A 22,830-nucleotide genomic window follows, 5' to 3' on the forward strand; every position below is an offset into this window, starting at 1 on the left:
GTCCTGCAGTGGGAGGGCGCGTACGCGAAGGCGTACAAAATCCAGACCAGTGCCGACGGCACCACCTGGACCGACATCCACAGCACCACCACCGGCGCCGGCGGCACCGAGACCCTCACCGTGAGCGGCACCGGGCGCTACGTCCGCATGTACGGCACCACCCGCGCCAGCGGCTACGGCTACTCCCTCTACGAATTCAAGGTCTTCACCGGTGGCAGCACGACGCCGCCCACCGACCCGACCACGCCGCCGCCCGTGCCCGGTGACTTCACCACCGTCTGGACCGACGACTTCAGCGGCGCCGCCAACACCTCGCCGAACGCGGCGAACTGGCTGCTGCGCACCGGCACCCAGTATCCCGGCGGCGCCGCGAACTGGGGCACCGGCGAGGTCGAGACCGCGTCGAACTCCACCGCCAACGTCTCCCTCGACGGCGCCGGCAAGCTGAACATCAAGGCGATCCGCGACGGCGCCGGCAAGTGGACCTCGGGCCGCATCGAGACCCAGCGCACCGATTTCGAGCCGCTGGCCGGACAGCAGACCAAGTTCACCGCCGTCCTGAAGCAGCCCGACGTGGCCAACGGCGCCGGCTACTGGCCCGGCTTCCGGGCCACCGGCGCGGCCTACCGGGGCAACTACACCAACTGGCCCGGCGTGGGCGAGACCGACATCATGACCGACGTCAACGGGCGCAGCCAGCTCTCCCAGACCCTGCACTGCGGCACCGCCCCCGACGGGCCGTGCGCGGAGTACAACGGCCGGCAGAGCGGGCTCGCGAGCTGCACCGGCTGCCAGACCGGCTACCACGAGTACACCCAGGTCATCGACCGCACCAAGACGGACGAGGAGATCCGCTTCTACCTCGACGGCCGGCAGACCTGGGTGGTCCGCGAGTCGCAGGTCGGCGTGACCGCGTGGCGCGCGGCCGTGCACCACGGCTTCTTCCTGCGCTTCGACCTGGCCATCGGCGGTTCGCTGCCGAACGCGATCGCGGGCTTCACCACACCCACCCCGGAGACCACCTCGGGCGGCGTGCTCAGCGTCGACTCGGTGACCGTGGCCCGGGCCACCGGCACCACGCCGGCGGCGATGACCGACCCGGCCACCCCGGCCGGCCCGTCGACCGTCCGGGTCACCGGCAGCCAGGGCAACTGGCAGCTCAATGTCAACGGCTCACCGTACGAGCTGAAGGGTCTCACCTACGGCCCGCCGCAGGCCGCCGCCGACGGCTACCTGCGGGACCTGAAGAACATGGGTGTCAACACGATCCGGCTCTGGGGCGTGGACGACACCAACACGCCCGCGCTGCTGGACCGGGCCGCGCAGCAGAACATCAAGGTCGTCGTGGGGCACTGGCTCAACCAGGGCGCCGACTACGTCAACGACACCGCCTACAAGACCGCCACCAAGAACGAGATCGTGGCCCGGGTCAACGCGCTGAAGAACAAGCAGGGCGTGCTCATGTGGGACGTCGGCAACGAGGTGATCCTGACCATGCAGGACCACGGACTGCCGGCCGCCGAGGTGGAGGCCCGGCGGATCGCGTACGCCAGGTACGTCAACGAAGTGGCCCAGGCGATCCACGCCGCCGACCCGAACCACCCGGTCACCTCGACGGACGCGTACACCGGCGCGTGGCCGTACTACAAGCAGTACGCGCCGGACCTGGACCTGCTGGCCGTCAACTCGTACGGCGCGATCGGCAACGTCAAGCAGGACTGGATCAGCGGCGGTTACACCAAGCCGTACATCGTCACCGAGGGCGGACCGGCCGGCGAGTGGGAGGTGCCCAACGACGTCAACGGGGTGCCGACCGAGCCGACCGATCTGCAGAAGCGGGCCGGTTACACGGCCAGCTGGAACGCCATCAAGGCCCACCCCGGGGTGGCGCTGGGCGCGACCGAGTTCCACTACGGGCTGGAGAACGACTTCGGCGGCGTCTGGCTCAACACCTTCACCGGCGGCTGGCGGCGGCTCGGCTACCACGCGCTGAAGCAGGCGTACACCGGCCAGGCCTCGGCCAACACCCCGCCCGAGATCACCTCGATGTCGGTGAGCAACCAGACCGCCGTGCCGGCCGGGGGTACGTTCACCGTCACCGCCGGTGCGAGCGACCCGAACGGCGACCTGATCCGCTACAACCTGATGTACAGCAACAAGCACATCACCGGCGGCACCGGCCTGACCAACGTGGTCTTCACCGACAACGGCAACGGCACGTTCACCGCCCGCGCGCCGGAACAGCTCGGCGTCTGGAAGGTCTACGTGTACGCGTTCGACGGCCACGGCAACGTGGGCATCGAGCAGCGCTCGTTCAAGGTGGTCCCGCCGACCGTCCCCGGCACGAACCTGGCCCGGGGCAGGACGGTGACCGCGTCGACGTACCAGCCGACCGGCACGAACGGGCCGCAGCTGCCGGCGTACGCGGTCGACGGTGACTACGGCACCCGCTGGGCCAGCGAATGGGTCGACACCGCGTGGGTGCAGGTCGACCTGGGCTCGGTGCAGTCGTTCAACCGGGTGCTGCTGGCCTGGGAGGCGGCGTACGCCAAGGGTTACACGGTGCAGGTGTCGGACAACGGCAGCACCTGGCAGACGATCCACACGACGACCGGCGGCAACGGCGGCTTCGACGATCTGGCGATCAGCGGCACGGGCCGTTACGTCCGGGTCTCCGGCACCGCCCGCGCCACCGACTACGGCTACTCGCTCTGGGAGTTCGGCGTCTACCGCAGCTGAACCACGGTGGCGCCCTCGCTCCGGCGGGGGCGCCACTTTCGACTTCGTCGTGACGCTGGCCGTCTTCATCCCCGTCCTGCACGGCGACACGACCGTGCTGCGGATCATCCGGATCGCCCGGGTGCTGCGGCTGGTGCGCTTCTCCCCCGGCCTGCGGACCATCGTCTCGGCGCTGCTGCGCAGCCTGCCGGGCGTCGGCGGTTTCCTCGCCCTGGCGCTGGTCACCCTCTACGTGTACGGCATGGCCGGCTGGCTGATCTTCAAAGATCACTACCCCGAGGAGTACGGCACCATCGGCCGCGCCGTGCTGACCCTCTTCGTGCTGCTCTCCCAGGAGAACCTGCCGCAGCTGATCGAGCAGGGCCTGGCCGTCTCGGGCTGGACCCTCGTCTACTACGTCAGCTACCTCCTGATCACGGTGAACCTGCTGGTCAACATCCTGATCGCGGTCATCGTGAACTCGATGGAGGAGGTCCGCCGGCTGGAGCTGACCGAGGGCCTGGCGCCGGACTTCGACGCCGACGGCGACGGCGAGCCGGACGAGCTGGACCGGCTCGCGATCAGCCAGCGCCTGGACGATCTCCGCGCGGTGATCGCCGAGCTCGAACGAGATCTGCGGGTCGGCGAGCGAACCCCTGATTCTGTCGGTGGCCGGGTCTATCGTCGGCAATGAGCTGAGGAGGAGTCATGGACAAAGTCGTCCACTTCGAGGTCCCGTTCGACGATTCGGACCGGGCGCACACCTTCTATCGCGAAGCCTTCGGCTGGCAGCTGGCGAGCATGCCGGGCATGGGCTACACGATGGTCACCACCACCGCGACCGACGGGTCGGGCCGGCCGGGTGAGCCCGGCGGCATCAACGGCGGCATGCTCGCCAAGCAGGGCCCGATCACCAGCCCGGTGATCACCATCGGCGTCGAGGACCTGGACGACGCCCTGGCCCGGATCGAGAAGCTGGGCGGCAAGGTGGCGATCGGCCGGCAGCCGGTCGGGGACATGGGCTTCTCGGCCTACGTCCACGACACCGAGGGCAACCTGATCGGCCTCTGGCAGAACGCCTGAGACCGCTCAGCCCGCGAGGCCGGCCACCCAGGCCAGGACCCGGTCCACGTCGGAGCGGGTCCAGCCGACCGCCGAGTCGACCGGCACCAGCAGCGTGGGGACCGACCGCCCGGCGGCCCAGCGGCGGCCCGCCCCGGTGTGGTTGTCGTCGATCCAGGCGGCCGGCCGGTCACCCACCACCTCCGCCACCGCCGGCACCTTGGCCTCCGGCGGGAACGGCAGCGGCGGAAAGGCGACCACCGGCAGCGCGGCGACGCCCAGCTTCGCGCCGAAGAGAGTGTTGGCGTCCTCGCCCCAGGCACTCGCCCAGCGCAGGTCACCGGCGGCGGCCAGCTCGGTGATCCACGCGGCGTGGTCCGGGCAGTAGCGCTCCGGGCCCTCACCGGGATAGAACTCGTGCTCGAGGTATCCGTCGGGGCAGGAGGACGCGGCGAAGGGGTTCAGCACCCCGTCGAGATCCAGCAGCAGAACGGGTCGGCTCACCGTGCCATCCAACCCCGGCGGGCTTACCGTCTCTGCATGCGGGTCATGACCTGGAACGTGTGGTGGCGTTTCGGCGGCAACTGGCGCGAGCGGGCCGCCGGCATCAGAACCACCCTGGAGACGTACCAGCCGGATGTGGTGGGCCTGGTGGAGACCTGGGCCGCCGACGGCACGACACAGGCCGACGTGCTGGCGAAGCAGCTCGGCCTGCACGCGGCGTTCGCACCCACCTCGCTGCCACCCGAGCCGGATCCGGTCGAGGAGCCCGGCCAGCTCGGCGCGGTGGTCGGGCTGGGTCTGCTGAGCCGCTGGCCGATCCTGCGCACCGAGGTCCGCGAGCTGCCGCACCCCCAGCGCCCCGGCCCGCCGCCGACGGCGCTGATCAGCACCCTGGACCATCCCCGGGGCAACCTGTACGTCATCGTCACGTGCCGCGAATGGGAGCCGCACTACGCCGAGGACCGGGCCGTGCAGACGGTGGCGCTCGCCGAGCTGGTGACGGACCCGGCGTTCGACGGGCCCCTGCCGGTGCTGCTGATCGGCGACCTCAACGCGCCACCGGACGAGCCCGAGCTGGCCCCGCTGCGCGCCGTGACCGTGGACACCTGGGAGGCCGGTGGCGGCGATCCGGGGGCGACCACTCTGGACTCGCTGCTGCCGTACGCGCCGCTGGAGGCGACCACGCTGATCGACCGCCGGATCGACCACGTCCTGGTACGCCCGGGACGCCCGGACACCGCCGTGACGGTCCGGGGCGCTTTCATCGCCGGCGACCGGCCGATCAACGGGCTCTACCCGTCCGACCACTACGCCATCGGTGCCGATCTGGACCCGTGAACCGAAGTGTCGTACCCCTTCTCTACCTTCTCCGCATGGTCTCCGCGACGTACTCCTACCTCGGCTCCTCGGATCTGGTCCCGGCCGGCGGGCTCACGTTGCAGACCTGCGGCGGACCGGCGGCACACCCGAGGTTCTTCACCGGCTTCCTGACCGAGCCGGGTGCCACGGCCACCGGGCTGCTGGCCGTCGCGGAGGTCGCCCGCAGCCGCTATTTCCGGCCGTTCGACCCGGCCAGCCTGGACCCGGTCGTCACCGCCGGGACGGACAGGTTGCGCTTCGAGTCGTTCTCCGGCTGCTGCGGCGTCTACGCCCGCCTGGACGTGCTGCCGCCCGGCATCGACGGCGAGATCACCGCGCACGGCACCACCAACATCGACGTCAACCCGCCGCTGCAACGCGCGCTGACCCGGGTGGGCCGCGCCGACCCGCTGCACCTCGCGGTCGGGCCCGACGACCTGACGGTGTCCACCTTCGACGGCCCCCTCGTCGAGCGCAAGGTGCCGCTGCCGTCCCGCTGGCTGCGCGGCTTCGCCGAGGCGCAGGTGCTGACGTCACGCTTCGACCCGCGCGCCGAGATCGGCGTGACCGAGGCCCGCGCCCTGCTCCATCGCCTGACGGCGGGCGACCGCTTGGTGCTGTGGGCGCTCCCCGCGGGCCGCTCACTGCGCCTCACGTCCCGGCCGGTGCCGGGCGCGATCTGCCTGCCCGGCGCGGGCCGGCTGGTCGCCCTCAGACCCTTCCTGCGGCACGCGACCAGCCTGCGCGTCTACGGCCCGGCGGTTGCGACCGGCAGTGGCCCGGTGGCCAGCACCTGGGAGCTGAGCATGCCCGCGCTGCGGCTGTCCCTGACGTTGTCACCGGAGCCGCACCGGGGTTTCTCCGGCGAGGGCGCGGTCCTGGAGTCGCTGGCGAGCGACGAGGCGGCCGACGACGCCGAGCTGGTCAGCGCGCTGCTCTCCTGGGATCCGGCGATCGACGTCGACGCGCTGGCGACAGCGGCCGGCATCGGGTCCCAGCGGGTGCGCGACGCGTTGACGCAGCTCGGCACGGCGGGCCGCGTCGGCTATGACGTGGCCGAGGCGGGCTACTTCCACCGCACCCTGCCGTACGCGGCTGAGGTGGTGGAGCGGATGAACCCCCGGCTGGCCGGAGCCCGGGCCCTGGTCGCCGCGGGCGCGGTGGAGGTGACGGGGGACGTCGCGGTCGTGCGGAGCGGTGACGACATCTACCACGTGCGCCACGCCGGCGACGTGCACTCGTGCACCTGCCCCTGGTGGGCGAAACACCGCGGCGAACGGGGGCCGTGTAAGCATGCCCTGGCCGTACGCATCGTCCGTGCGGGAGTGCCGGCATGAGCCTGGAATGGGAGATGCTCGACCGCCTCACCGGCGAGGGCGAGATCGACCAGCTCGCCGGGCTGTTGCTCGACGCGGAGGAAACGCAGCGGCGGGCGTTCGCCAAGGAGTTCGAGGCCCGGATCAAGGCGATGACCGCCGACGACTGGCACCGGCCCCGCCACGATCCGGCCCGGGGCTACGCCCTGATCGCGATCGCGTGCTTCCCGTCCGCCGCCAAGACTGCGGCGCTGCTCATCCGGCCAGTCATGCGGGAAGCCTGGGGCCGGCTCCCCGCCGAACAGTTCATCACGATCGCCCGGGCCCGGCAGCTGCCGTGGCTGGGCGACCTCGGCACCCGGCTGGCGGCCCGGGTGCGCCCCGACGACTCATGGACCGGTCAATGGCAGTTCCCCGCTGCCCTGTTGCGCGCGGCGGACGCGGAGCCGCCGACGAGCGAGGGAATGGTTCGCGGCTGGCTCGCCGAGCTGCTGCGGTTCCGGCACGAGGGCATGCCGACCCGGCTGGTCGACCGCCTCCGCGAAAGCCCGTACCTCGACCTGTTCCTGCCCGCGCTGTTCACCATCGACGGCCTCGGCAACGCGTTGAACGAAGGGCACTTCTCCGAGGCGGACGGCAGCTGGCAGAGCGGCCCGCTGTTCCCGTCGGCGGTCGCCCAGCTTGTTGCCGAGGGCCGGCTCGACCGTCGGCGGATTCTCGACGCCACTGTGGATCGGCTGGTCCGCGGCGACCGGCCGGCTGCCCTGCGCCCGTTCACCCTGCTGCTCGAAGCCCTGGCCCCGACGAACGACGAAGTGGCCGGCCACGCCCTCGACTACGCCCGGCTGCTGCCCGACGCACCGTCACCGATCGCCACCATGGCCCAGCGCGCCCTGCGCAGCCTCGACGAGGAGGGCCGCCTGGAGCTGGAGACAGTCCTGGAAGCGAGCCGGTCGGTGCTGGTGCGGAAGGAGAGGTCTCTGGTCAAGGCTCAGCTGGTGTGGCTGGAGAGGGTCGCTCGGCGGGAGCCTGACCGCATCGCCGAGGTGGTGGAGGTGGTGGCCGTCGCCTTGGAGCATCCGGCGCTTGATGTTCAGGAGCGGGCGCTGACGCTGATCGGCCGGCATGTTGCCGGGCTGCCGCCGCTCACGAAGGGTGCTCTTGCTGGGCTTTCGGGCGCTGCCGCCGTTTTGGGCCCGGCCGCCGGCACCTCGACCGATTCCGAGGTCATGGCCATCTCTGGCCGGTCGGACGCAAGCGCCGCCGATCCGGGCGTTTCCGGATCAGCCGGCTCTGCCACGGATCTTCGGCTGCCGGCACCGGCGCCGCCGACCGTCATGCCGCCGCCGATCGCCGGCGCGGCGGAGCTGGCCGAGGAGGTGGTCGCCCTCATCAGCGAGGAGTCCGGCGTCCGGTGGGAGCGCGTGCTCGCGGGCATCGTCACCCTGCACGCCGCCGGACAGACGTCCGACCTCGCCGACGTCTTCGAGCCGGTGTTCGACCGCCACCCGGATGCCTTCGGCGATCAGCGGTGGAACAACCGGCCGCGCCTGATCTTCCTCGGCGAGGCGCTCTGGAGCGTCATCGACCCGAAGCGACACGGTCGCGCCTGGGAACGCATGGTCGCGGCAGTGCGCGCCGCGCGCGAGGAAGACCCGTCCCACGGCAATCCTCTGATCGCCACCCCGAACGGTGTGCCGGCGCTGCGCATCGCGGAGCTGGCAGTGGAGGTGACGCGCGCGCCGGTGGCGGAGTTGTTCGCCACACCGACGCACATCAACGGCAGCCTCGACGCCGAGACTCTGCTGGACCGGCTCGTCCGGGCCGAGTCACAGGACCGGCAGCCGTGGCCCACAGACTTCGAGCAGGCCCTGCTACGAGTCCCCCGCGAGGTTGACGCCTCGGTCCGGCACCGGGCCCGAGCTCTGACCTCGCCGGCCGGACACCAGTTCGCCGAGTGGCTGGCCGGCGGCGGCCTGCCCGACCCGGCAAGCACCCGCTTCGAGCAAAGGTCCGTCGCTTCGGAACCCGATGTCCTGCTCCAGGAGATCGCCGGTCGCCGGGTCATGGCGAATCTCCGCCCGGCCCGTGCTGCCGGCCTGATCGAAAATCACCTGACCTGGCTGGAACGCCGCCCCAAGCCGAACTACTTCGGTGCGGACCTGACCGGTGACGTCACCACCCTGGCCATGGTGCTCCCCCACCACCGGGAGATCATCGCGGCCTGGGCGCTGCCGGCCCTGGCCCGCCTGGCCGACCAGGACGGGCGCGGCGGCGCGACGTTGCTCCCCACGCTGGCGGAGTGCACGGGCCCGCTCGGCCCGGCCATGTCGCTGGCCCTGACCTACGTGTTCGGCGCCCGCCATGAGCAGGACCGGGTGGCGGGCGTGGACGCGTTCCTCGCGCTGGCGGTGACCGACGCACCGATCGCCTCGGCGATGGGAGCAGACATGGGCGATCTCTGCGCGGACGGCACGGTGAAGCTGAACCGGGTGGTGCTGGCCCTGGCCGACGCTCACCGCGCCGGAGCCTCGGCCGCGGTGTGGGATGTCCTGGCGGCGGCCATCCCGCCGTTGCTGGTCCACGAGCCGCGCGGCCTGCCCGACCTGCTGGAGCTGGCCACGCAGGTGGCCTCGGCGATCGACGCGAGAACGGAGATCGCGGGCCTGGCCGAAGCAACGGCAAAGCCGGGAAGTTCACGCCTGACCAGAGAGGCAAGGCGCCTGCAAGCAACGCTCACGTCAAGAACCGGGGTGGAGGCCCCTGCGCGCCACAGCCTCGGTGGCACCGTGGCGCGCAGGGGAATTCTGTGGGCCGGTCGCTTCGGGAGAGCGTTTTCCGGACTGAGTTGATTGTTGCCGCGGTGTTGCGGCCCGTCAATATCTTTTGGTTCCGGAACCGTGCGGCATTGGAATTCGAGATGGCGATATTGACAGGGCCCGCACCGCCACAGAGACTGAGATGCTTCCTTTGTGAATGGAGTTCTTTGTGAGCATCGCGCTGCGGGCTGTAGCGGGCAGCTGCCTACTGACCCTGCTGCTCGGTGCCGGCGCTTGTGACTCCGGGACGTCCACCACCGCCGCACCGCCGGTCGCCAGTTCGTCGGCCGCCGGTTTCTTCGGCGGCACCGACCTGGCCTGGGTCGAGATCACCATCGCCATGGACGAGCAGCTTCTGCCGCTGCTCGACCTGGCCCCTGCGCACGCCTCGGATCCCGGCCTCCGGTCCCTCGCGGCCGAGGTCAAGACCACCCATGAGCAGGAGCTCGGCACCCTGCGCGGCCTGCACGACGAGGCGAAGCTGCCTTCCGAGAATCCGCACAAGGGCATGCCGATGCCGGGCATGGTGACCCCCGAGCAGGTCACCGAGGCCGCGGCCGCCCAGGGCGCCGCCTTCGACAAGCTGCTCGCCCAGCACCTCAAGGCGCATCTCGTGCAGGGCGTCAAACTCGCCGAGAGCGAGGGCAAAGCCGGCCTCGAGCCGCGGACCAAGGACCTCGCCACTCAGGTGCTCGCCGGACGCCGGCAATTTCTCGCGCAGCTGCCGGCGACAAAATCCAGCGGGAAATAACTGTTATTCCGACGCCACGAAATGGTCCGGGCACCCGACCAGCGGCACCCGGACCATTTCCTGTGACTGTTACGGCAGGACGTAGTTCTCGTTCAGGGCCGCGCCCCGGTCCGGCTTGTACTGGTCGAAGCCACGCGGGTCGCACTGCAGCCCACCGTTGATGCAGTGGGTCACCAGGGCGTTCAGGGTCCGCGCGTCCCAGGCGTTGTAGAAGTCGTAGTGGAACGAGTACGCCCGCCCGCTCGACAGCCGCACGTTCGCCATGTTGCCGCTCACCGGGAACGCCATCTTGAACTCGACCATCGGGACCGCCACCGGGTGGCTGGCCGGGCACACGCCGACCGTCGGGTACGCCATGTGGCTCTTGTGGTCCGGCGTGTCCAGGTGGATGCCGTCCCAGCAGCTCGGCGCCTGGTACCGGATGTTCAGCTGGGTACCGGCCGGGCAGTTCGCCGGGAAGTCCCAGTTGCGCACGCTGTCGCCGCACTCCCAGCCCTCGACCGCACCCGGTGCGTTCCGGAACTCGTCGAGGGTCGCCGACGGGCTGCCGACCACGTACCGCAGGCCCGGCGGGGACGGGCGCACGCTGCGGTAGTCGATCACGCCGCTCTTGTAGTAGATGACCTGGCGGCCCACCGGCTGCACGGCCGTGTCGCCGTTGAGCAGCGTCGGCATCCAGTAGCCGGTCTTGTCACCGGGCGTGATGCAGGAGGTGCCACCGGCGTTGAGGCTGGCCAGCGTGGTCGCCGCGTTCGTGGTGGTGTTGCCCATGAACGTGTGCGAGTGCGAGGCGCCCGGCATGTTGGGGAAGACGATCGGGTCGTCCGGCAGGTTGGAGCGGCTCACCGAGCAGTTCGCCTGGAACTCGTGGTGGGTCGTGGGCGGGTTGGTCGCCGGGGGCGTCGCCGTCGACGGGGTCACCCCGGTCACGGGCGGATTCGCCAGGACGTAGCCGCCGCCGGCCGGGGGTGTGCTGGTGCTCGTGCCGTACACCTTGAACTCGTACAGGGAGTAGCCGTAGCCGGTGCCGCGCTGGGTGCCGTACATGCGCACGTACCGGCCGCTGCCGTTGACCGTCAGGGTCTGGCTGCCGCCGGCAGCCGTCGTGGTGCTGTAGATGGTGGTCCAGGCGTTGCCGTCCGGCGAGGTCTGGATCTGGTACGCCTTCGCGTACGCCGCCTCCCACTGCAGCACGACCTGGGTGACCGTGGCGGTGCTGCCCAGGTCGACGCGCAACCACTGGGGATCCGCCCACTGGCTGCCCCACCGGGTGTCCGTACGGCCGTCGACCGCGGCCGCCGCCGGCGACTCACCGTTCTCCAGCGACGACGCGAGCGCCGGTTTTCCCTGCGACAGCAGGGTGTCGGCGGCCTGCGCCGACTGCACTCCGGCCACCAGCAGCGATCCCGCCACGGCGGCGACACCCAGCGGCGCGACGAGCCGGCTGAGCCGGCTTCTTGCTGTTCTCATGAGTTCTCCCACGGGGGTGAGGACGGATGGCACCACGGCCGGACGTACGGGGGATCGGCCGACATAACTTGGAGAGCGCTTTCCGAAGTGTTACGCCGAGGTTGCGCGTACGTCAATATGCCCCGGTGGTTCCGGAACCTGAGGGCCCGGGAACGGGTCTGGAAGGCCAGGTCGGAGAGCGCTCTCCACCATGTGCTATAAAAACTGTTATGCAGACCCGGAGCCTCACCCCATGACCGCCGGCACCCGGCGGTTGCCGGTCGGCGAGCGGTTGCCGACGCTGGAGGACGTGGCCCGGGTCGCCGGCGTCTCCCGGGCGACCGTCTCCCGGGTGATCAACGGCATCCGCAACGTGGACCCGCAGCTGCACGAGATGGTGTGGAACGCGGTCGGCCAGACCGGCTACGTGCCCAACCGGCTGGCCCGTTCGCTGGTCACCCGGCGCACCGGCACGGTGGCCCTGGTCGTGTCCGACTCGGAGTCGCACGACGACGACCCGTTCATGGGCCGGTTCTTCGCCGACCCGTACTTCGGCCGGGTCGTCGGCGGACTGATGAGCGTGCTCCGCGCGGCCGGCATCCAGCTGGCGCTGCAGATCGTCGGCACCGAGGAGCAGCGCACCCGGCTGGTCGGCGACCTGCGCCACGGCCAGGCCGACGGGGTGATCGTGCTGTCGCTGCCCGGCCACGACCCGCTGCCCCGCATGCTCACCGACGCCGGCGTGCCCGCGGTGATGATCGGCCGCCCGGCCGACCCGGTGCCGATCAACTACGTGGACCTGGCCAACGACACCGGTGCGTCGCTGGCCGCCGACCACCTCGTCGGCCGCGGCTGCCAGCTGGTGGCGATGATCTCCGGCCCGGCGGACGTGCCGGCCAGCAACGACCGGATCACCGGCTTCCGCCGCTCGATGGCCCGGCACGGGCACGCCTGGGTGCCGCTGGCCTCGGGCAACTTCACCCAGGAGAGCGGCGAGCAGGCGATGCGCACCCTGCTGGCCGAGCACCCGCAGGTGGACGGCGTCTTCGTGGCCAACGACCTGATGGCGCTCGGCGCCCTGCTGGCCCTGCGCGACGCGGGCCGCCGCGTCCCGGACGACGTGGCGATGGTCGGCTTCGACGACAGCAGCGCGGCGGTGGCGGCGAACCCGGCCCTGACGACGGTGCGGCATCCGCTGGAGGACATGGCCGCGGAAAGCGCACGCCTGCTGATGGCCCGCATCGAGGACCCCACGATGCGCATCTCATCGGTGATCTACGAGCCGACGCTGGTGCTGCGCCAGTCGGCCTGAAGCGGTGCGTCCCGCCGCCACGGGGGCGCGGCGGGACGCACCCACCGTCATAAAGCCGGGGTACGACGGTCTCGCGGGTGGCCGGAGGTGACGGCGGATCGTCACCGTCCGGCACTCACGTCACGGCGCGCGGCGAGAGGGCGGCGGTGCTTAGATTCTGGCGCGACGGCTTTCAAAGCTCGGGCGGCATCGACGCTGGATGGCCTGCGGCCTCAAATCGGTGGCCAGGGCGGCGGCTGGGACGCTTGCATGGGGGCAACCTGGGCCGGTACGTCCCGGGAAACGGCGGTAGCTCCGTGCTCGATCAAGGCGGCTACGGACTGGCGAACGGGACCCCCGGGCGCTGGCGCGGGGTCCAGCGGCGGGACGACTACCGCGCCGAGCGGGGCAGCGGGAGCCGGCGCCTACGGTGCCGCCGGGATCGTCACCGTGGACATCTTGGCCTGACAGTCAACTGTCAAGAAGGATCTGGCGGATCCGCTCCCGGCTGTAACCGGTGGCCGTCACAATGTCCACCTGGCGCATCCCCGCGCGGTCAGCGGCGCGGATCTCTCCGGCCAGGTCGGCGCGCGCCTGGTCCACCTTCTCCCGGGCCTCCCGGATGATCTGGGCAGCCCGCTCCTGGGCACGCGGCACCCCGGCCTCCGCCGTGCGGAGCTTCCGTACCGCCGCCTCAAGAGTCACGAGTGCATCGTCCCTGGTCGGCATGTAGGCCAACCTACATATCCACACAGTAGGCCAAATTAGTGGATTGACGTTTGGCCTATTACAGGGTTTGATAGTTGGCATGCGGCAGACAGGTGAACGGTCCGCCGACCGAGCTGGTCAGCCGTACGGCACAGAGAGGCCCCGCACGAATCGATGTGCGGGGCCTCGTCGTTCCCCCAGCCACAGCTGGGCTGGCTACGGGCTGGCGGCTAGGAAGAGGAGGGCCGCGCGCAGTCCCAAGTGGATGCCGCCCTGCAACTCATTCGCCCGACTCGGGACCACGGTCAGCGTGCCGACCACCACCGTGAGCGCCAGCAGCATCATCTGCGTGCCGTCCAGGCCGAGCAGCAACGGGCCCTCCAGCCGGATCATCGCGATGGCGATCGCCGGGATGGTCAGGCCGAACCCGGAGTTAGGCGTGGTCTGTCGTCATGGTTGCTGCTAAGACGGACGCGGTGCTCTACCTCCGGCTCAGCGACGCACGCAACGAGAACGGCTCCTTTGCTCACCAGGAAGCCGCACTCCGACGACTGGCCGCCGCTCGTGCTGGACGGTCGCCCGGGTAGTCACGGAGAACGACATCGGGGGCGGACGGCAAGCCCAAGCCCGCCAGTGCGTTCAAGCGCCGCACAATTCAGGTGCCGGGCAGCGACCAGCCCCTCTGGGAGCCCGCTGGTGGAGCCAGCGGTGCACGAGCGAGTTGTGGCCCTGCTGACCCCGAGCGCCGGACCGGGCCGGGGAGGGCTCCGCGCTGGTTGAGCTCAGGCCTCTACCAGTGCCCACCCGGACGGCGGCAAGGTGACGGTCAACATCGGCAACCGGCGGCCCCACTACCGGTGCCAGGTGTGCACATCGTGGTCCCGGCGGGCCGAGCTGGTGGCCGCGTTCGTCATCGAGTATCTGGCCGAGCACGGGCCGGACCGAATCCCGACCAGTCCCGGCCGTCACGAGGACGGTCCGGGACTGGTCGCTTCCTAGGCTCCTGGACCCCGCCGCCCTGACGAGCTGCGTGATGATGGTCGTCGGCTACTCCCTCCTGATCCGATGAGTTCCAAAGGAGACCCGATGATCAAGTTGAGAATTCGCTGCGGTGAGTGCGACAACCAGTCATTCGACCGCGACGGCGCAGTGGGCAAGGACGGTCTCCTGATGATCGAGGACCACGATGAGTACGACTGGCGCAACCCGCTGGAGACCCGAGGGCAATGGGAACAGATCTCGTTCAAGTGCCCGGCAGGCCACCTCGGCGGCATCGTGACGGCGGACCACAAGGGCGACCAGTTCCTGGCGCTGATGGGTAGCGCCCGGCTGTTCACCACCGACGGAGTCCCAATCGAGATCCCGCAGGCATCCTCCTGAGACTGAGCCGGTAGCCCGGGTCATACTCGCCTTGGCGTTTGCTCGCCCGTGACCCGGCCAACAGCCGGCCTGACTGTGAAGTGTCACCAAGTCCCAGCGCCGGGCCGTTGTGCCGGCTGGGGCCACACTGGTCCGGACCGGCCGTATTGAGGAGAACGAGATGGAACCCGCTGTCAGCTTCGGGGCCTGGCTGGCCCTCCAGACTGACCGTCGTGACCCCGTGGGCCACCTTGCGCAGGACTTCGTCGGTGACGACGGATGCGGCCGGTGCTCGGACATGGCCGAGGAGGCCCAGTTCATGGGTGTCGATGACGTGGCAGCAAGCCTGACCGCGCACGGAGCCGCCCAGCCCGCGTTCGACGCTTTCAACCAGGCGTGCGCCGAGTGGACCGGTCGCTGACCTCACGCACCCCCCATCAGCCCCGGCTCGTCCATCCGGACGACCGGGGCTGATTGCTGTCCCAGCACCTTGATGCTCAGCCGATGATCAAGACCTCGTTCGGGCTCAGATCGGTACCGGCGGGCACCTGCAAACAGACCTCGTTCTGGTCCGAGCTAAACCACGCCCACGGGAAGGGCTTCCACACGTTGCCCACCCGGTAAGCAGCTACCACGACCTGGCGACTACCGAGGCCATGGTTGCCCTTGTAGAGATCGACGCCAACGGCTGAGGCCATGTCGGCGGTGTCATCTGCGCTCCGCTCGACCGGCAGCATCTGAACAGTCATGGCACCCAGCCTCGGCTCGCTGACGGAAAGACCCTTCCGATTTCGCCGTGGGCATACATATATCACCCGAAGGAGGGGCCACCCGCCCCGCGCGTCGGCTGTGCGCTGAGTGCCGTCCTGGAGGCGAACCGGCCCGACCTGGCCGCCACCGCGCTGTCCATGCGCGAACACCTGTCCTGGCAGACCCGTAAGGCCGGACAGTTGCTCAGCCTCATCGAGGCGGCGCTATGCCAGGCGGTTGGTCCGGCCGCGCGCCTGGTGGCGATGCAACAGCCTGCCCGGGGACACGCCGCCTTGGCCGGGCACGTGGCCGAGGCGGACCGGGCGATGGAGCGGGCGGACCGGCTGGCCGACCATGTGAGCGAGGTCCCGCCGTGGATGTACTTTCATGACCGGGCGTACCTGGAGATGCATCGCGGGCTCGTGCTCGCTCTCCTTTGCTGGTGGTCCACGGCCTGCGCGTCCGGCCGGAGGGGGTCGAGCACCAGATGCATGAGTTCTTCGTGCACCCGGTGGCGGGCGAGTACGCGCTCCTGCCCAAGAAGAACTGACCCGAGCACGACGGAACCCCCGAGCCAGGCGGCCCTGGGGTTCCGTCGTATCGGGAGCTCTACGGGCTCGCCGCCAGGAACAGGAAGGCTGCTAGCAGTCCCAAGTGGATGCCGCCCTGCAGCACGTTGGCCCGGCCCGGGACCACGGTCAGCGTGCCGACCACCACCGTCAGCGCCAGCAGCACCATCTGGGTGCCGCCCAGGCCGAGCAGCAGCGGACCCTCCAGCCAGATCATCGCGATGGCGATCGCCGGGATGGTCAGGCCGATGCTCGCCATCGCCGAGCCCAGGGCAAGATTGAGGCTCGTCTGCATGCGGTCACGTGCTGCCGCCCGTACCGCTGCGATGGTCTCCGGCAGCAGCACCAGCAACGCGATCACCACGCCGACCACCGCCTGCGGCATGCCGGCCGCCGCCACCGCCGATTCGATCGACGGGGAGACGCCCTTGGCCAGGCCGACGACCGCGATCAGCGCGACCAGCAGCAGGCCCACGCTGGTCAGCGCCGCCCGGTGGGTCGGCGGTTCGAGGTGGTCCTCCTCCTTGATGATCTCGCCGGCCGTCGTGATCGGCAGGAAGTAGTCGCGGTGCCGGTGGGTCTGCACCAGCACGAACAGCAGGTAGAGGCCGAGCGAGGCCACCGCGGCGAAGCCGAGCTGGGCCGGGGAGAACTGCGGGCCCGGGCGGCTGGTCGTGAAGCTGGGCAGCACCAGGCTCAGGGTGGCGATCATCGCCACCGCGGCCAGGGCGCCGCCGGTGCCCTCGGAGTGGAAGACGGCCACCCGCCGGCGGATCGCGCCGACCAGCAGGGACAGGCCGAGGATGCCGTTGACGGTGATCATCACGGCTGCGAAGACCGTGTCGCGGGCCAGCGCCTGCGCCTTGTCGCCGCCGCTGATCATCAGCGTCACGATGAGGGCGACCTCGATGATGGTCACGGCCACGGCCAGCACCAGCGAGCCGAACGGCTCGCCGACCTTGTGGGCGACCACCTCCGCGTGGTGGACCGCGGCCAGCACGGCCCCGGCCAGCAGCACGCCGCTGATGATCACGGCCGGCGGCGGCAGGTCGCGGCCCCACGTCAGGATGAGGGCCGCGACGGCGAGGATCGGGACCCAGGCCGTCCAGCGGGCGAGGTAACTCGTGATCTTCGCGTTCATCGGTCAACCCTGCCAGAAAACCGGCTCCCGCGCCCTGCGACCAGCGTCTCCCCGGAAATTGCCGCGTTGACGTTGCCGCACCCCGCTGCCGGGGCACGATAACCCCATGGCCTACGTCAACCCGTCCGGTGAGTTCTCCCGCGACCAGCGTTACATCGCCACCCGGATCACGGCCGACGGCCGCGACGGCTATCCCGTCGAGCCCGGCCGCTACCGGCTGGTGGTCAGCCGCGCCTGCCCGTGGGCCAACCGGGCGATCATCGTACGGCGGCTGCTCGGGCTCGAGGACGTGCTGAGCATGGGTATCGCCGGCCCGACGCACGACGAGCGCAGCTGGACCTTCGACCTCGACCCCGGCGGCCGGGACCCGGTGCTCGGCATCGAACGGCTGCAGGAGGCCTTCCTCGCCCGGTTCCCCGGCTACGACAAGGGCATCACCGTGCCGGCGATCGTGGACGTGCCGACCGGGCAGGTGGTCACCAACGACTTCGCCCAGATCACCATCGACCTGAGCCTGGAGTGGAAGAAGTACCACCGTGAGGGCGCCCCCGAGCTGTATCCGGAGCACCTGCGCGAAGAGATCGACAAGGTGAACAAGTTCGTCTTCGCCGACGTCAACAACGGCGTCTACCGCGCGGGTTTCGCCGGCACCCAGGAGGCCTACGAGACGGCGTACCACCGGCTCTTCAATCGTCTCGACAAGCTCTCCGAGCTGCTGTCCGGGCGGCGCTACCTGGCCGGCGACACGATCACCGAGGCCGACGTGCGGCTGTTCACCACGCTGGTGCGCTTCGACCCGGTCTACCACGGCCACTTCAAGTGCAACCGGCAGAAGCTCGCCGAGATGCCGGTGCTGTGGGCGTACGCGCGGGATCTCTTCCAGACGCCCGGCTTCGGGGACACGATCGACTTCGTGCACATCAAGCAGCACTACTACGAGGTGCACCGCGACATCAACCCGACCGGGATCGTGCCCGCGGGCCCTGAGCTGGGCAACTGGCTCACCGAGCACGGGCGCGAGGCGCTCGGCGGCCGGCCGTTCGGTGACGGCACCCCGCCCCCGCCGCCCAAGGACGCGGAGGTCGTTCCCGCCGGGCACGGAGCCGCCGCATAGGATCTCCTCCGGTGTCCATCCTGGAGGTCCCGTGAGCGACCAGATCGACAGCACGACCGCGCAGCCCGCCCGCCGGTACAACTACTGGCTCGGCGGCAAGGACAACTTCGCGGTCGACCGGGCGTCCGGCGACGAGATCCTCAAGACCTTCCCGACGGCCCGGCTGGCCGCGCTGGAGAACCGCCGCTTCCTGCAGCGGGCCACCCGCTACCTGGCCGCGGAGGCGGGCATCCGGCAGTTCCTGGACATCGGCACGGGCCTGCCCACGGCGGACAACACCCACGAGGTGGCGCAGGGCATCGCGCCGGAGAGCCGGGTCGTCTACGTCGACAACGACCCGATGGTGATGGTGCACGCCCGGGCGCTGCTGACCAGCACCCCCGAGGGCCGCACCACCTACATCGAGGCCGACCTGCGGTCGCCCGAGCAGATCCTGACCGACCCCGACCTGCGGGCGACCCTCGACCTGGGCGAGCCGGTCGCGCTGATGCTGGTCGCGGTGCTGCACTTCGTCCAGGGGTACGGGGCCGGCCGGCCGATCGTCGCTACGTTGATGGACTCCCTGCCCAGCGGCAGTTTCCTCGTGGTGACCAACGCGACGAAGGACCCCCTGCCGGCGAAGATGGCGGCCGACTACGACGCGGCGCTGGCGGCCGGGGTCACCAACATCTGGCCCCGGGACCGCGCCGAGTTCACCGACCTGTTCACCGGGCTGGAGCTGGTCGAGCCGGGCGTCACCCCGATCAGCGAGTGGCGCGCGGAGTCCGAGCCGGAGCCCCGCCCGAACCCGGCCCACATCGCCATGTACGGCGCGGTCGCCCGCAAGCCTTAGGGGGTGCCTCCTGCATCATGGCCCGCCGCAGGCCGTCATGATCCACGAGCCGTTCCCTGGCCCTCGTGCGGCTCGAGGGCGGCTCTGAGCAGGTCGGACAGCCGGCGCCGGTCGGCCGGGGACAGGTGACTCAGCAGGCTCTGCTGCCGGGCCAGACCGGCGGCCACCGCCCGGTCTACGACGTCGATGCCCTTCGGGGTCAGCCGGACCAGCACGCCGCGGCGATCCGAGGGTGACGGGCGGCGTTCGGCCAGGCCGGCCTTCTCCAGCCGGTCCAGCCGCGCGGTGGTGCCGCCGGTGCTGAGCATCATCGAGGCGGCCAGGGCCCCTGGCGACAGCTCGTACGGCTCCCCCGACCGGCGCAGCGTGGCCAGCACGTCGAACTCCGCGCGGCCGATGCCGAAGTCCGCGTACGCCCGTTCGCCCTCGTCGCCGGCGATCCGGGCCAGCCGGTAGATCCGGCCGAACACCGCCATCGCGGTCGTGTCCAGGTCAGGACGCTCACGGTGCCATTGCTCGGTGATCCGGTCGACGCCGTCGGGGTGAGCCACCACCCCATTCTCTCGATGTCGAGCTTCTTGACAAGAAGGCAGTTCCGAGCAAGTCTCTTGATGTCGAGATACTTTGCGTCGAGGGAGTTCGGATGCGCCCGCCGGTTCTGCTGGTCACCGCCCTGACCCCGGTCGTCTGGGGCACCACGTACGCCGTCACCACCGAGTTCCTGCCGCCCGGACGGCCCCTGCTCGCCGCCGCGCTGCGCGCCCTGCCCGCCGGGCTGCTGCTGGTCGCCCTGACCCGCCGGCTGCCCCACGGCGACTGGTGGTGGCGCTCGGCAGTGCTCGGGACGCTCAACATCGGCGTGTTCTTCGCCCTGCTGTTCGTCAGCGCGTACCGGCTGCCCGGCGGGATGGCGGCAGTGCTCGGCGCGGCGCAACCACTGCTGGTCGCCGGGCTGACCGTGCTGCTGCTGACCGAGCGGGTCGCGCTGCGTACGGTGCTGGCCGCGGTTGTCGGCGCGGGCGGGGTCGCGCTCGCCGTGCTGACCGCCGAGGCCCGGCTCGACCCGATCGGGCTGCTGGCCGGGCTGGCCGGGACGGCGTCGATGGCGCTCGGCTTGGTGCTGACCAAGCGCTGGGGACGCCCGGACGCCTCGCTGCTCACGACCACGGGCTGGCAGCTCACCGCCGGCGGACTGCTGCTCACTCCACTGGCGCTCGGCGTCGAGGGACTGCCGGCCACGCTCACCGGCGCCAACGTGGCCGGGTACGCGTACCTGTCGCTGGTCGGCACCGCGCTCGCGTACACGATCTGGTTCCGCGGCCTGGACCGTCTGCCCGCGGCCCGGGTCTCGCTGCTCGCGCTGCTCTCGCCGGTGGTGGCGACCGCCGTCGGGTGGGCCGCCCTGGGTCAGGCGCTCACCCCGGTGCAGGTGCTGGGCATGCTGCTCGCCTTCGGCGCGGTGCTGGCCGGGACGTCAGCGCAGGTCCGCGTTCTCCACGATGCGGGTGGCGAAACCCGTGCGCGCGGCCCGGAGCATGGCCTGGCCGAGCCGGTCGGTGCTGGTCACGTACTTCGGCGCGATCTTGAACAGCGCCGGGATCAGCGGCGCGGTGAGCGCGTAGGTCACCCGGTAGATGCCGGTCTTCGAGGTGGCGCCGTGGGTCGGCTGGATGAAGCCGGGACGGAAGCCGTACCCGTTGGGGAAGGTCTTGATGACCTCGATCTCCGTCCGGGCCTTGACCCGCGCCCACATCTGCCGGCCGTCCGGCCTGGTCCCCGCGCCTGACACGTAGACGAAGGTCATCTCGGGGTTCAGCCCGGCGAGCGTGTGCGCGGCCGCGACCGGATAGTCGTACGAGATCTTCGTGTACGCCGCCTCGTCGAGCCCGACCGAGGAGACGCCGAGGCAGTAGAAGCAGGCGTCGTAGCCACGCAGTTCGTCCTCGATCAGCGTCAGGTCGGCGAAGTCGGCCAGGGTGACCTCGCGCAGCTTCGGGTGCCGCACCCCGGTGGGCCGGCGCCCGACGGACAGCACCTGCTCGACGTCGGCGGCCAGCAGGCTCTCGCGCAGCGCGCCCTGACCGACCATGCCGGTCGCGCCGAAGATGATGACCTTCATGTGGTGTCCTTCGCGGTGAGGATCCGGACGCTCTCGACGACCGTCCGGCGGCGGGCGGCGAGGCCGTCGGGCCCCGCGGTGTGGGTCAGGGCCAGATCCGGCGAGCCGAGCACGGACAGGCCGGTGACCAGGGCCAGGAGCTCCCCGGGCGGGAAGCGGTCGCTGATCCGGCCGGCCCGCTGCGCGGCCGCGATGGCGGCGACCTTCTGCTCGTTCGCCGCGACGACGGCGGCCGGCATGGTCGCGCTGCCGCGCTCCAGGGAGTGCCACAGGGCCAGGCGCAACGCGTACGGCTGCTGCTGGATCCGGTCGAACAGCCGGGCCGCGTAGCCGGGCAGATCGTCGGCATCGATCGGGACGTCCTCGACGGTGTCCACCACCAGGGCGTGGAACACGGCGTCGAACAGGTCCTCCTTGTTGCCGAAGTAGGAGTAGATCAGCGCCTTGTTGGCCATGGCGGCGGCCGCGATCCGGTCGACCCGGGCGCCGGCGATGCCCCGCTCGGCGAACTCGGTCGCCGCGGCCTCCAGCAGCCGCCTCCTGGTGTCCTCAGCATCGCGGACCATGCCGGCCAGCCTAGCTGACTAACTAGTTAGTTGGCCGCATTTTGTCGTACCGGGCTTCTAGAGTGCGTCAGTGCCCGTTGAACGCTGGACTGCCGCCCAAGTCACCGCGCTCGCCCCCGACGCGAGCTCGCTCAAGGGTGCGCGCGGTGTGAGCAGCGCCACCAAGTGGCAGCAGACCGGCCTGCTCGGCGAGACGCTGTGGGGGCTCTGCCGAGGCAGCGGCCGGCAGCCCTATCAAGTGGGCGTCGACCTGGCGGGCCCGGCCTACAAGTGCTCCTGCCCGAGCCGGAAGTTCCCGTGCAAGCACGCGCTGGGGCTGCTGCTGCTCTGGGCCGAGGGCGGCGGGATCGAGCCGGCCACCACGGCGCCGGCCTTCGTGACGGAGTGGCTCGCGGGCCGGGCGGCGCGGGCCGCACCCCGGCAGCCCGGGCCGGTGGACCCGGAAGGTGCCCGCAAACGCGGGCAGCAACGCGCCGAGCGGGTCGCGGCGGGGATGGCCGAGCTGCGGCGCTGGCTGGACGACCAGGTGCAGCAGGGCCTGGCCGGGGCGCAACAGGCGGGGCGCCAGCCGTACGAGACGATGGCTGCCCGCCTCGTGGACGCGCAGGCCCCCACGGTGGCCTCGGCGGTCCGGCGCCTCGGTGGCGCGGCGGGCATCGGCCCGCAATGGGCCGACCGGCTGCTCGGCGGCCTCGCGATGATCCGCCTGCTGGTCGCCGGTCACGAACGCCTCGACACTTTGCCGCCCGCCCTGGCCGCGACGGTCCGTTCCCGGATCGGCTTCCCGGTGAGTCAGGAGGACGTGCTCGCGACGACGCCGGTCCGCGACCACTGGCAGATCCTGGGCCAGGTCGACAGCGACGAGGGCGCGATCACCACCCGGCGCACCTGGCTGCTGGGGACC

At 70.8% G+C, this 22,830-nt stretch carries 23 protein-coding genes and 1 pseudogene; 15 read left to right on the forward strand and 9 right to left on the reverse strand.

What is annotated here, in order from left to right:
* The 3 genes from AB0C29_RS03685 to AB0C29_RS03695 form a co-directional block, all read left to right on the forward strand.
* The coding region (locus AB0C29_RS03685; protein ID WP_360814625.1) for a discoidin domain-containing protein at positions 1-2,739 on the forward strand (2,739 nt) is incomplete at its 5' end.
* 49 nt (positions 2,740-2,788) lie between these two features.
* A complete protein-coding gene (locus AB0C29_RS03690; RefSeq protein WP_360814627.1) occupies positions 2,789-3,412 on the forward strand; it encodes an ion transporter in 624 nt (207 codons plus the stop codon).
* Between the two features lie 14 nt (positions 3,413-3,426).
* Entirely contained in the window at positions 3,427-3,801 is a 375-nt protein-coding gene (locus AB0C29_RS03695; protein WP_360814629.1) for a VOC family protein, read from the forward strand.
* Between the two features lie 6 nt (positions 3,802-3,807).
* Here the strand turns inward: AB0C29_RS03695 and AB0C29_RS03700 are convergent, their stop codons facing one another.
* Positions 3,808-4,284 carry a hypothetical protein gene (locus AB0C29_RS03700; RefSeq protein ID WP_360814631.1) on the reverse strand — a complete coding sequence of 159 codons (477 nt, stop codon included), beginning with the start codon at positions 4,282-4,284 and terminating at the stop codon, positions 3,808-3,810.
* A gap of 36 nt (positions 4,285-4,320) precedes the next feature.
* Here AB0C29_RS03700 and AB0C29_RS03705 point away from each other — a divergent pair, with 36 nt between their 5' ends.
* The 4 genes from AB0C29_RS03705 (at position 4,321) to AB0C29_RS03720 (ending at position 10,028) form a co-directional block, all read left to right on the forward strand.
* Entirely contained in the window at positions 4,321-5,121 is an 801-nt protein-coding gene (locus tag AB0C29_RS03705; protein WP_360814633.1) for an endonuclease/exonuclease/phosphatase family protein, read from the forward strand.
* Positions 5,122-5,156: 35 nt separating this feature from the next.
* Positions 5,157-6,479: an SWIM zinc finger family protein gene (locus AB0C29_RS03710; RefSeq protein WP_360814635.1), complete on the forward strand. Its 1,323-nt coding sequence runs from the start codon at positions 5,157-5,159 to the stop codon at positions 6,477-6,479.
* The gene (locus AB0C29_RS03715) at positions 6,476-9,310 is read left to right on the forward strand and encodes a DUF6493 family protein (RefSeq protein ID WP_360814637.1); all 2,835 of its coding nucleotides are present in this window, start codon (positions 6,476-6,478) and stop codon (positions 9,308-9,310) included. Before AB0C29_RS03710 ends, AB0C29_RS03715 begins: the two co-directional genes overlap by 4 nt.
* A gap of 136 nt (positions 9,311-9,446) precedes the next feature.
* Positions 9,447-10,028 carry a DUF305 domain-containing protein gene (locus AB0C29_RS03720; protein ID WP_360814639.1) on the forward strand — a complete coding sequence of 194 codons (582 nt, stop codon included), beginning with the start codon at positions 9,447-9,449 and terminating at the stop codon, positions 10,026-10,028.
* A 69-nt stretch (positions 10,029-10,097) separates the two neighbouring features.
* Here the strand turns inward: AB0C29_RS03720 and AB0C29_RS03725 are convergent, their stop codons facing one another.
* Positions 10,098-11,498 (reverse strand): DUF1996 domain-containing protein, encoded by a 1,401-nt coding sequence (locus AB0C29_RS03725; protein ID WP_360814641.1) that lies wholly within the window; start codon positions 11,496-11,498, stop codon positions 10,098-10,100.
* A 232-nt stretch (positions 11,499-11,730) separates the two neighbouring features.
* On the opposite strand from AB0C29_RS03725, the gene AB0C29_RS03730 reads away from it, so the two are divergent.
* Positions 11,731-12,789, forward strand: a complete 1,059-nt coding sequence (locus tag AB0C29_RS03730; RefSeq protein WP_360814642.1) for a LacI family DNA-binding transcriptional regulator — start codon at positions 11,731-11,733, stop codon at positions 12,787-12,789.
* A gap of 450 nt (positions 12,790-13,239) precedes the next feature.
* Here AB0C29_RS03730 and AB0C29_RS03735 read toward each other — a convergent pair whose 3' ends face one another.
* Both AB0C29_RS03735 and AB0C29_RS03740 read right to left on the reverse strand, forming a co-directional pair.
* A complete protein-coding gene (locus AB0C29_RS03735; RefSeq protein ID WP_360814644.1) occupies positions 13,240-13,497 on the reverse strand; it encodes a hypothetical protein in 258 nt (85 codons plus the stop codon).
* 195 nt (positions 13,498-13,692) lie between these two features.
* On the reverse strand, positions 13,693-13,869 hold the full coding sequence (locus AB0C29_RS03740; protein ID WP_360814646.1) for a hypothetical protein: 177 nt from the start codon (positions 13,867-13,869) through the stop codon (positions 13,693-13,695).
* A 426-nt stretch (positions 13,870-14,295) separates the two neighbouring features.
* Here AB0C29_RS03740 and AB0C29_RS03745 point away from each other — a divergent pair, with 426 nt between their 5' ends.
* The 3 genes from AB0C29_RS03745 (at position 14,296) to AB0C29_RS03755 (ending at position 15,256) form a co-directional block, all read left to right on the forward strand.
* Positions 14,296-14,475, forward strand: a complete 180-nt coding sequence (locus tag AB0C29_RS03745; protein ID WP_360814648.1) for a hypothetical protein — start codon at positions 14,296-14,298, stop codon at positions 14,473-14,475.
* Positions 14,476-14,562: 87 nt separating this feature from the next.
* Positions 14,563-14,856, forward strand: a complete 294-nt coding sequence (locus AB0C29_RS03750) for a hypothetical protein (protein ID WP_360814650.1) — start codon at positions 14,563-14,565, stop codon at positions 14,854-14,856.
* A gap of 160 nt (positions 14,857-15,016) precedes the next feature.
* A complete protein-coding gene (locus tag AB0C29_RS03755; protein WP_360814652.1) occupies positions 15,017-15,256 on the forward strand; it encodes a hypothetical protein in 240 nt (79 codons plus the stop codon).
* Positions 15,257-15,332: 76 nt separating this feature from the next.
* Here AB0C29_RS03755 and AB0C29_RS03760 read toward each other — a convergent pair whose 3' ends face one another.
* Both AB0C29_RS03760 and AB0C29_RS03765 read right to left on the reverse strand, forming a co-directional pair.
* Positions 15,333-15,584 (reverse strand): hypothetical protein, encoded by a 252-nt coding sequence (locus AB0C29_RS03760; protein WP_360814654.1) that lies wholly within the window; start codon positions 15,582-15,584, stop codon positions 15,333-15,335.
* A 610-nt stretch (positions 15,585-16,194) separates the two neighbouring features.
* Entirely contained in the window at positions 16,195-17,295 is a 1,101-nt protein-coding gene (locus AB0C29_RS03765) for an ionic transporter y4hA (protein WP_360814656.1), read from the reverse strand.
* Positions 17,296-17,401: 106 nt separating this feature from the next.
* On the opposite strand from AB0C29_RS03765, the gene AB0C29_RS03770 reads away from it, so the two are divergent.
* On the forward strand, positions 17,402-18,409 hold the full coding sequence (locus AB0C29_RS03770; protein ID WP_360814657.1) for a glutathione S-transferase C-terminal domain-containing protein: 1,008 nt from the start codon (positions 17,402-17,404) through the stop codon (positions 18,407-18,409).
* A gap of 31 nt (positions 18,410-18,440) precedes the next feature.
* Positions 18,441-19,241 carry an SAM-dependent methyltransferase gene (locus AB0C29_RS03775; RefSeq protein WP_360814659.1) on the forward strand — a complete coding sequence of 267 codons (801 nt, stop codon included), beginning with the start codon at positions 18,441-18,443 and terminating at the stop codon, positions 19,239-19,241.
* 35 nt (positions 19,242-19,276) lie between these two features.
* On the opposite strand, the gene AB0C29_RS03780 is transcribed toward AB0C29_RS03775, so the two are convergent.
* A complete protein-coding gene (locus AB0C29_RS03780; protein ID WP_360814661.1) occupies positions 19,277-19,792 on the reverse strand; it encodes a MarR family transcriptional regulator in 516 nt (171 codons plus the stop codon).
* Between the two features lie 92 nt (positions 19,793-19,884).
* Between AB0C29_RS03780 and AB0C29_RS03785 the strand changes: the two are divergent.
* Positions 19,885-20,694, forward strand: a pseudogene (locus tag AB0C29_RS03785) (EamA family transporter); the annotation flags it as partial.
* A 21-nt stretch (positions 20,695-20,715) separates the two neighbouring features.
* Here AB0C29_RS03785 and AB0C29_RS03790 read toward each other — a convergent pair.
* Together AB0C29_RS03790 and AB0C29_RS03795 are read right to left on the reverse strand one after the other, a co-directional pair.
* Complete coding sequence (locus AB0C29_RS03790; RefSeq protein ID WP_360814663.1) at positions 20,716-21,360, reverse strand: NAD-dependent epimerase/dehydratase family protein; 645 nt, start codon at positions 21,358-21,360, stop codon at positions 20,716-20,718.
* Positions 21,357-21,926, reverse strand: coding sequence for a TetR family transcriptional regulator (locus tag AB0C29_RS03795; RefSeq protein WP_360814666.1), 570 nt, complete (start codon positions 21,924-21,926; stop codon positions 21,357-21,359). Before AB0C29_RS03795 ends, AB0C29_RS03790 begins: the two co-directional genes overlap by 4 nt.
* A gap of 70 nt (positions 21,927-21,996) precedes the next feature.
* Here AB0C29_RS03795 and AB0C29_RS03800 point away from each other — a divergent pair.
* On the forward strand, positions 21,997-22,830 hold an 834-nt coding region (locus AB0C29_RS03800), incomplete at its 3' end, for an SWIM zinc finger family protein (protein ID WP_360814669.1).

It is taken from the genome of Actinoplanes sp. NPDC048791, from assembly GCF_040650095.1.
GTDB lineage: Bacteria > Actinomycetota > Actinomycetes > Mycobacteriales > Micromonosporaceae > Actinoplanes.

Bases quoted from the DNA above. Each gene is read 5' to 3' on its own strand.
- AB0C29_RS03795 (WP_360814666.1), bottom strand. From the start codon at position 21,926: ATGGTCCGCGATGCTGAGGACACCAGGAGGCGGCTGCTGGAGGCCGCG.
- AB0C29_RS03765 (WP_360814656.1), bottom strand. From the start codon at position 17,295: ATGAACGCGAAGATCACGAGTTACCTCGCCCGCTGGACGGCCTGGGTC.
- AB0C29_RS03705 (WP_360814633.1), top strand. From the start codon at position 4,321: ATGCGGGTCATGACCTGGAACGTGTGGTGGCGTTTCGGCGGCAACTGG.
- AB0C29_RS03760 (WP_360814654.1), bottom strand. From the start codon at position 15,584: ATGACTGTTCAGATGCTGCCGGTCGAGCGGAGCGCAGATGACACCGCC.
- AB0C29_RS03740 (WP_360814646.1), bottom strand. From the start codon at position 13,869: ATGATCCGGCTGGAGGGCCCGTTGCTGCTCGGCCTGGACGGCACGCAG.
- AB0C29_RS03790 (WP_360814663.1), bottom strand. From the start codon at position 21,360: ATGAAGGTCATCATCTTCGGCGCGACCGGCATGGTCGGTCAGGGCGCG.
- AB0C29_RS03695 (WP_360814629.1), top strand. From the start codon at position 3,427: ATGGACAAAGTCGTCCACTTCGAGGTCCCGTTCGACGATTCGGACCGG.
- AB0C29_RS03750 (WP_360814650.1), top strand. From the start codon at position 14,563: ATGATCAAGTTGAGAATTCGCTGCGGTGAGTGCGACAACCAGTCATTC.
- AB0C29_RS03715 (WP_360814637.1), top strand. From the start codon at position 6,476: ATGAGCCTGGAATGGGAGATGCTCGACCGCCTCACCGGCGAGGGCGAG.
- AB0C29_RS03710 (WP_360814635.1), top strand. From the start codon at position 5,157: ATGGTCTCCGCGACGTACTCCTACCTCGGCTCCTCGGATCTGGTCCCG.
- AB0C29_RS03730 (WP_360814642.1), top strand. From the start codon at position 11,731: ATGACCGCCGGCACCCGGCGGTTGCCGGTCGGCGAGCGGTTGCCGACG.
- AB0C29_RS03735 (WP_360814644.1), bottom strand. From the start codon at position 13,497: ATGCCGACCAGGGACGATGCACTCGTGACTCTTGAGGCGGCGGTACGG.
- AB0C29_RS03770 (WP_360814657.1), top strand. From the start codon at position 17,402: ATGGCCTACGTCAACCCGTCCGGTGAGTTCTCCCGCGACCAGCGTTAC.
- AB0C29_RS03725 (WP_360814641.1), bottom strand. From the start codon at position 11,498: ATGAGAACAGCAAGAAGCCGGCTCAGCCGGCTCGTCGCGCCGCTGGGT.
- AB0C29_RS03755 (WP_360814652.1), top strand. From the start codon at position 15,017: ATGGAACCCGCTGTCAGCTTCGGGGCCTGGCTGGCCCTCCAGACTGAC.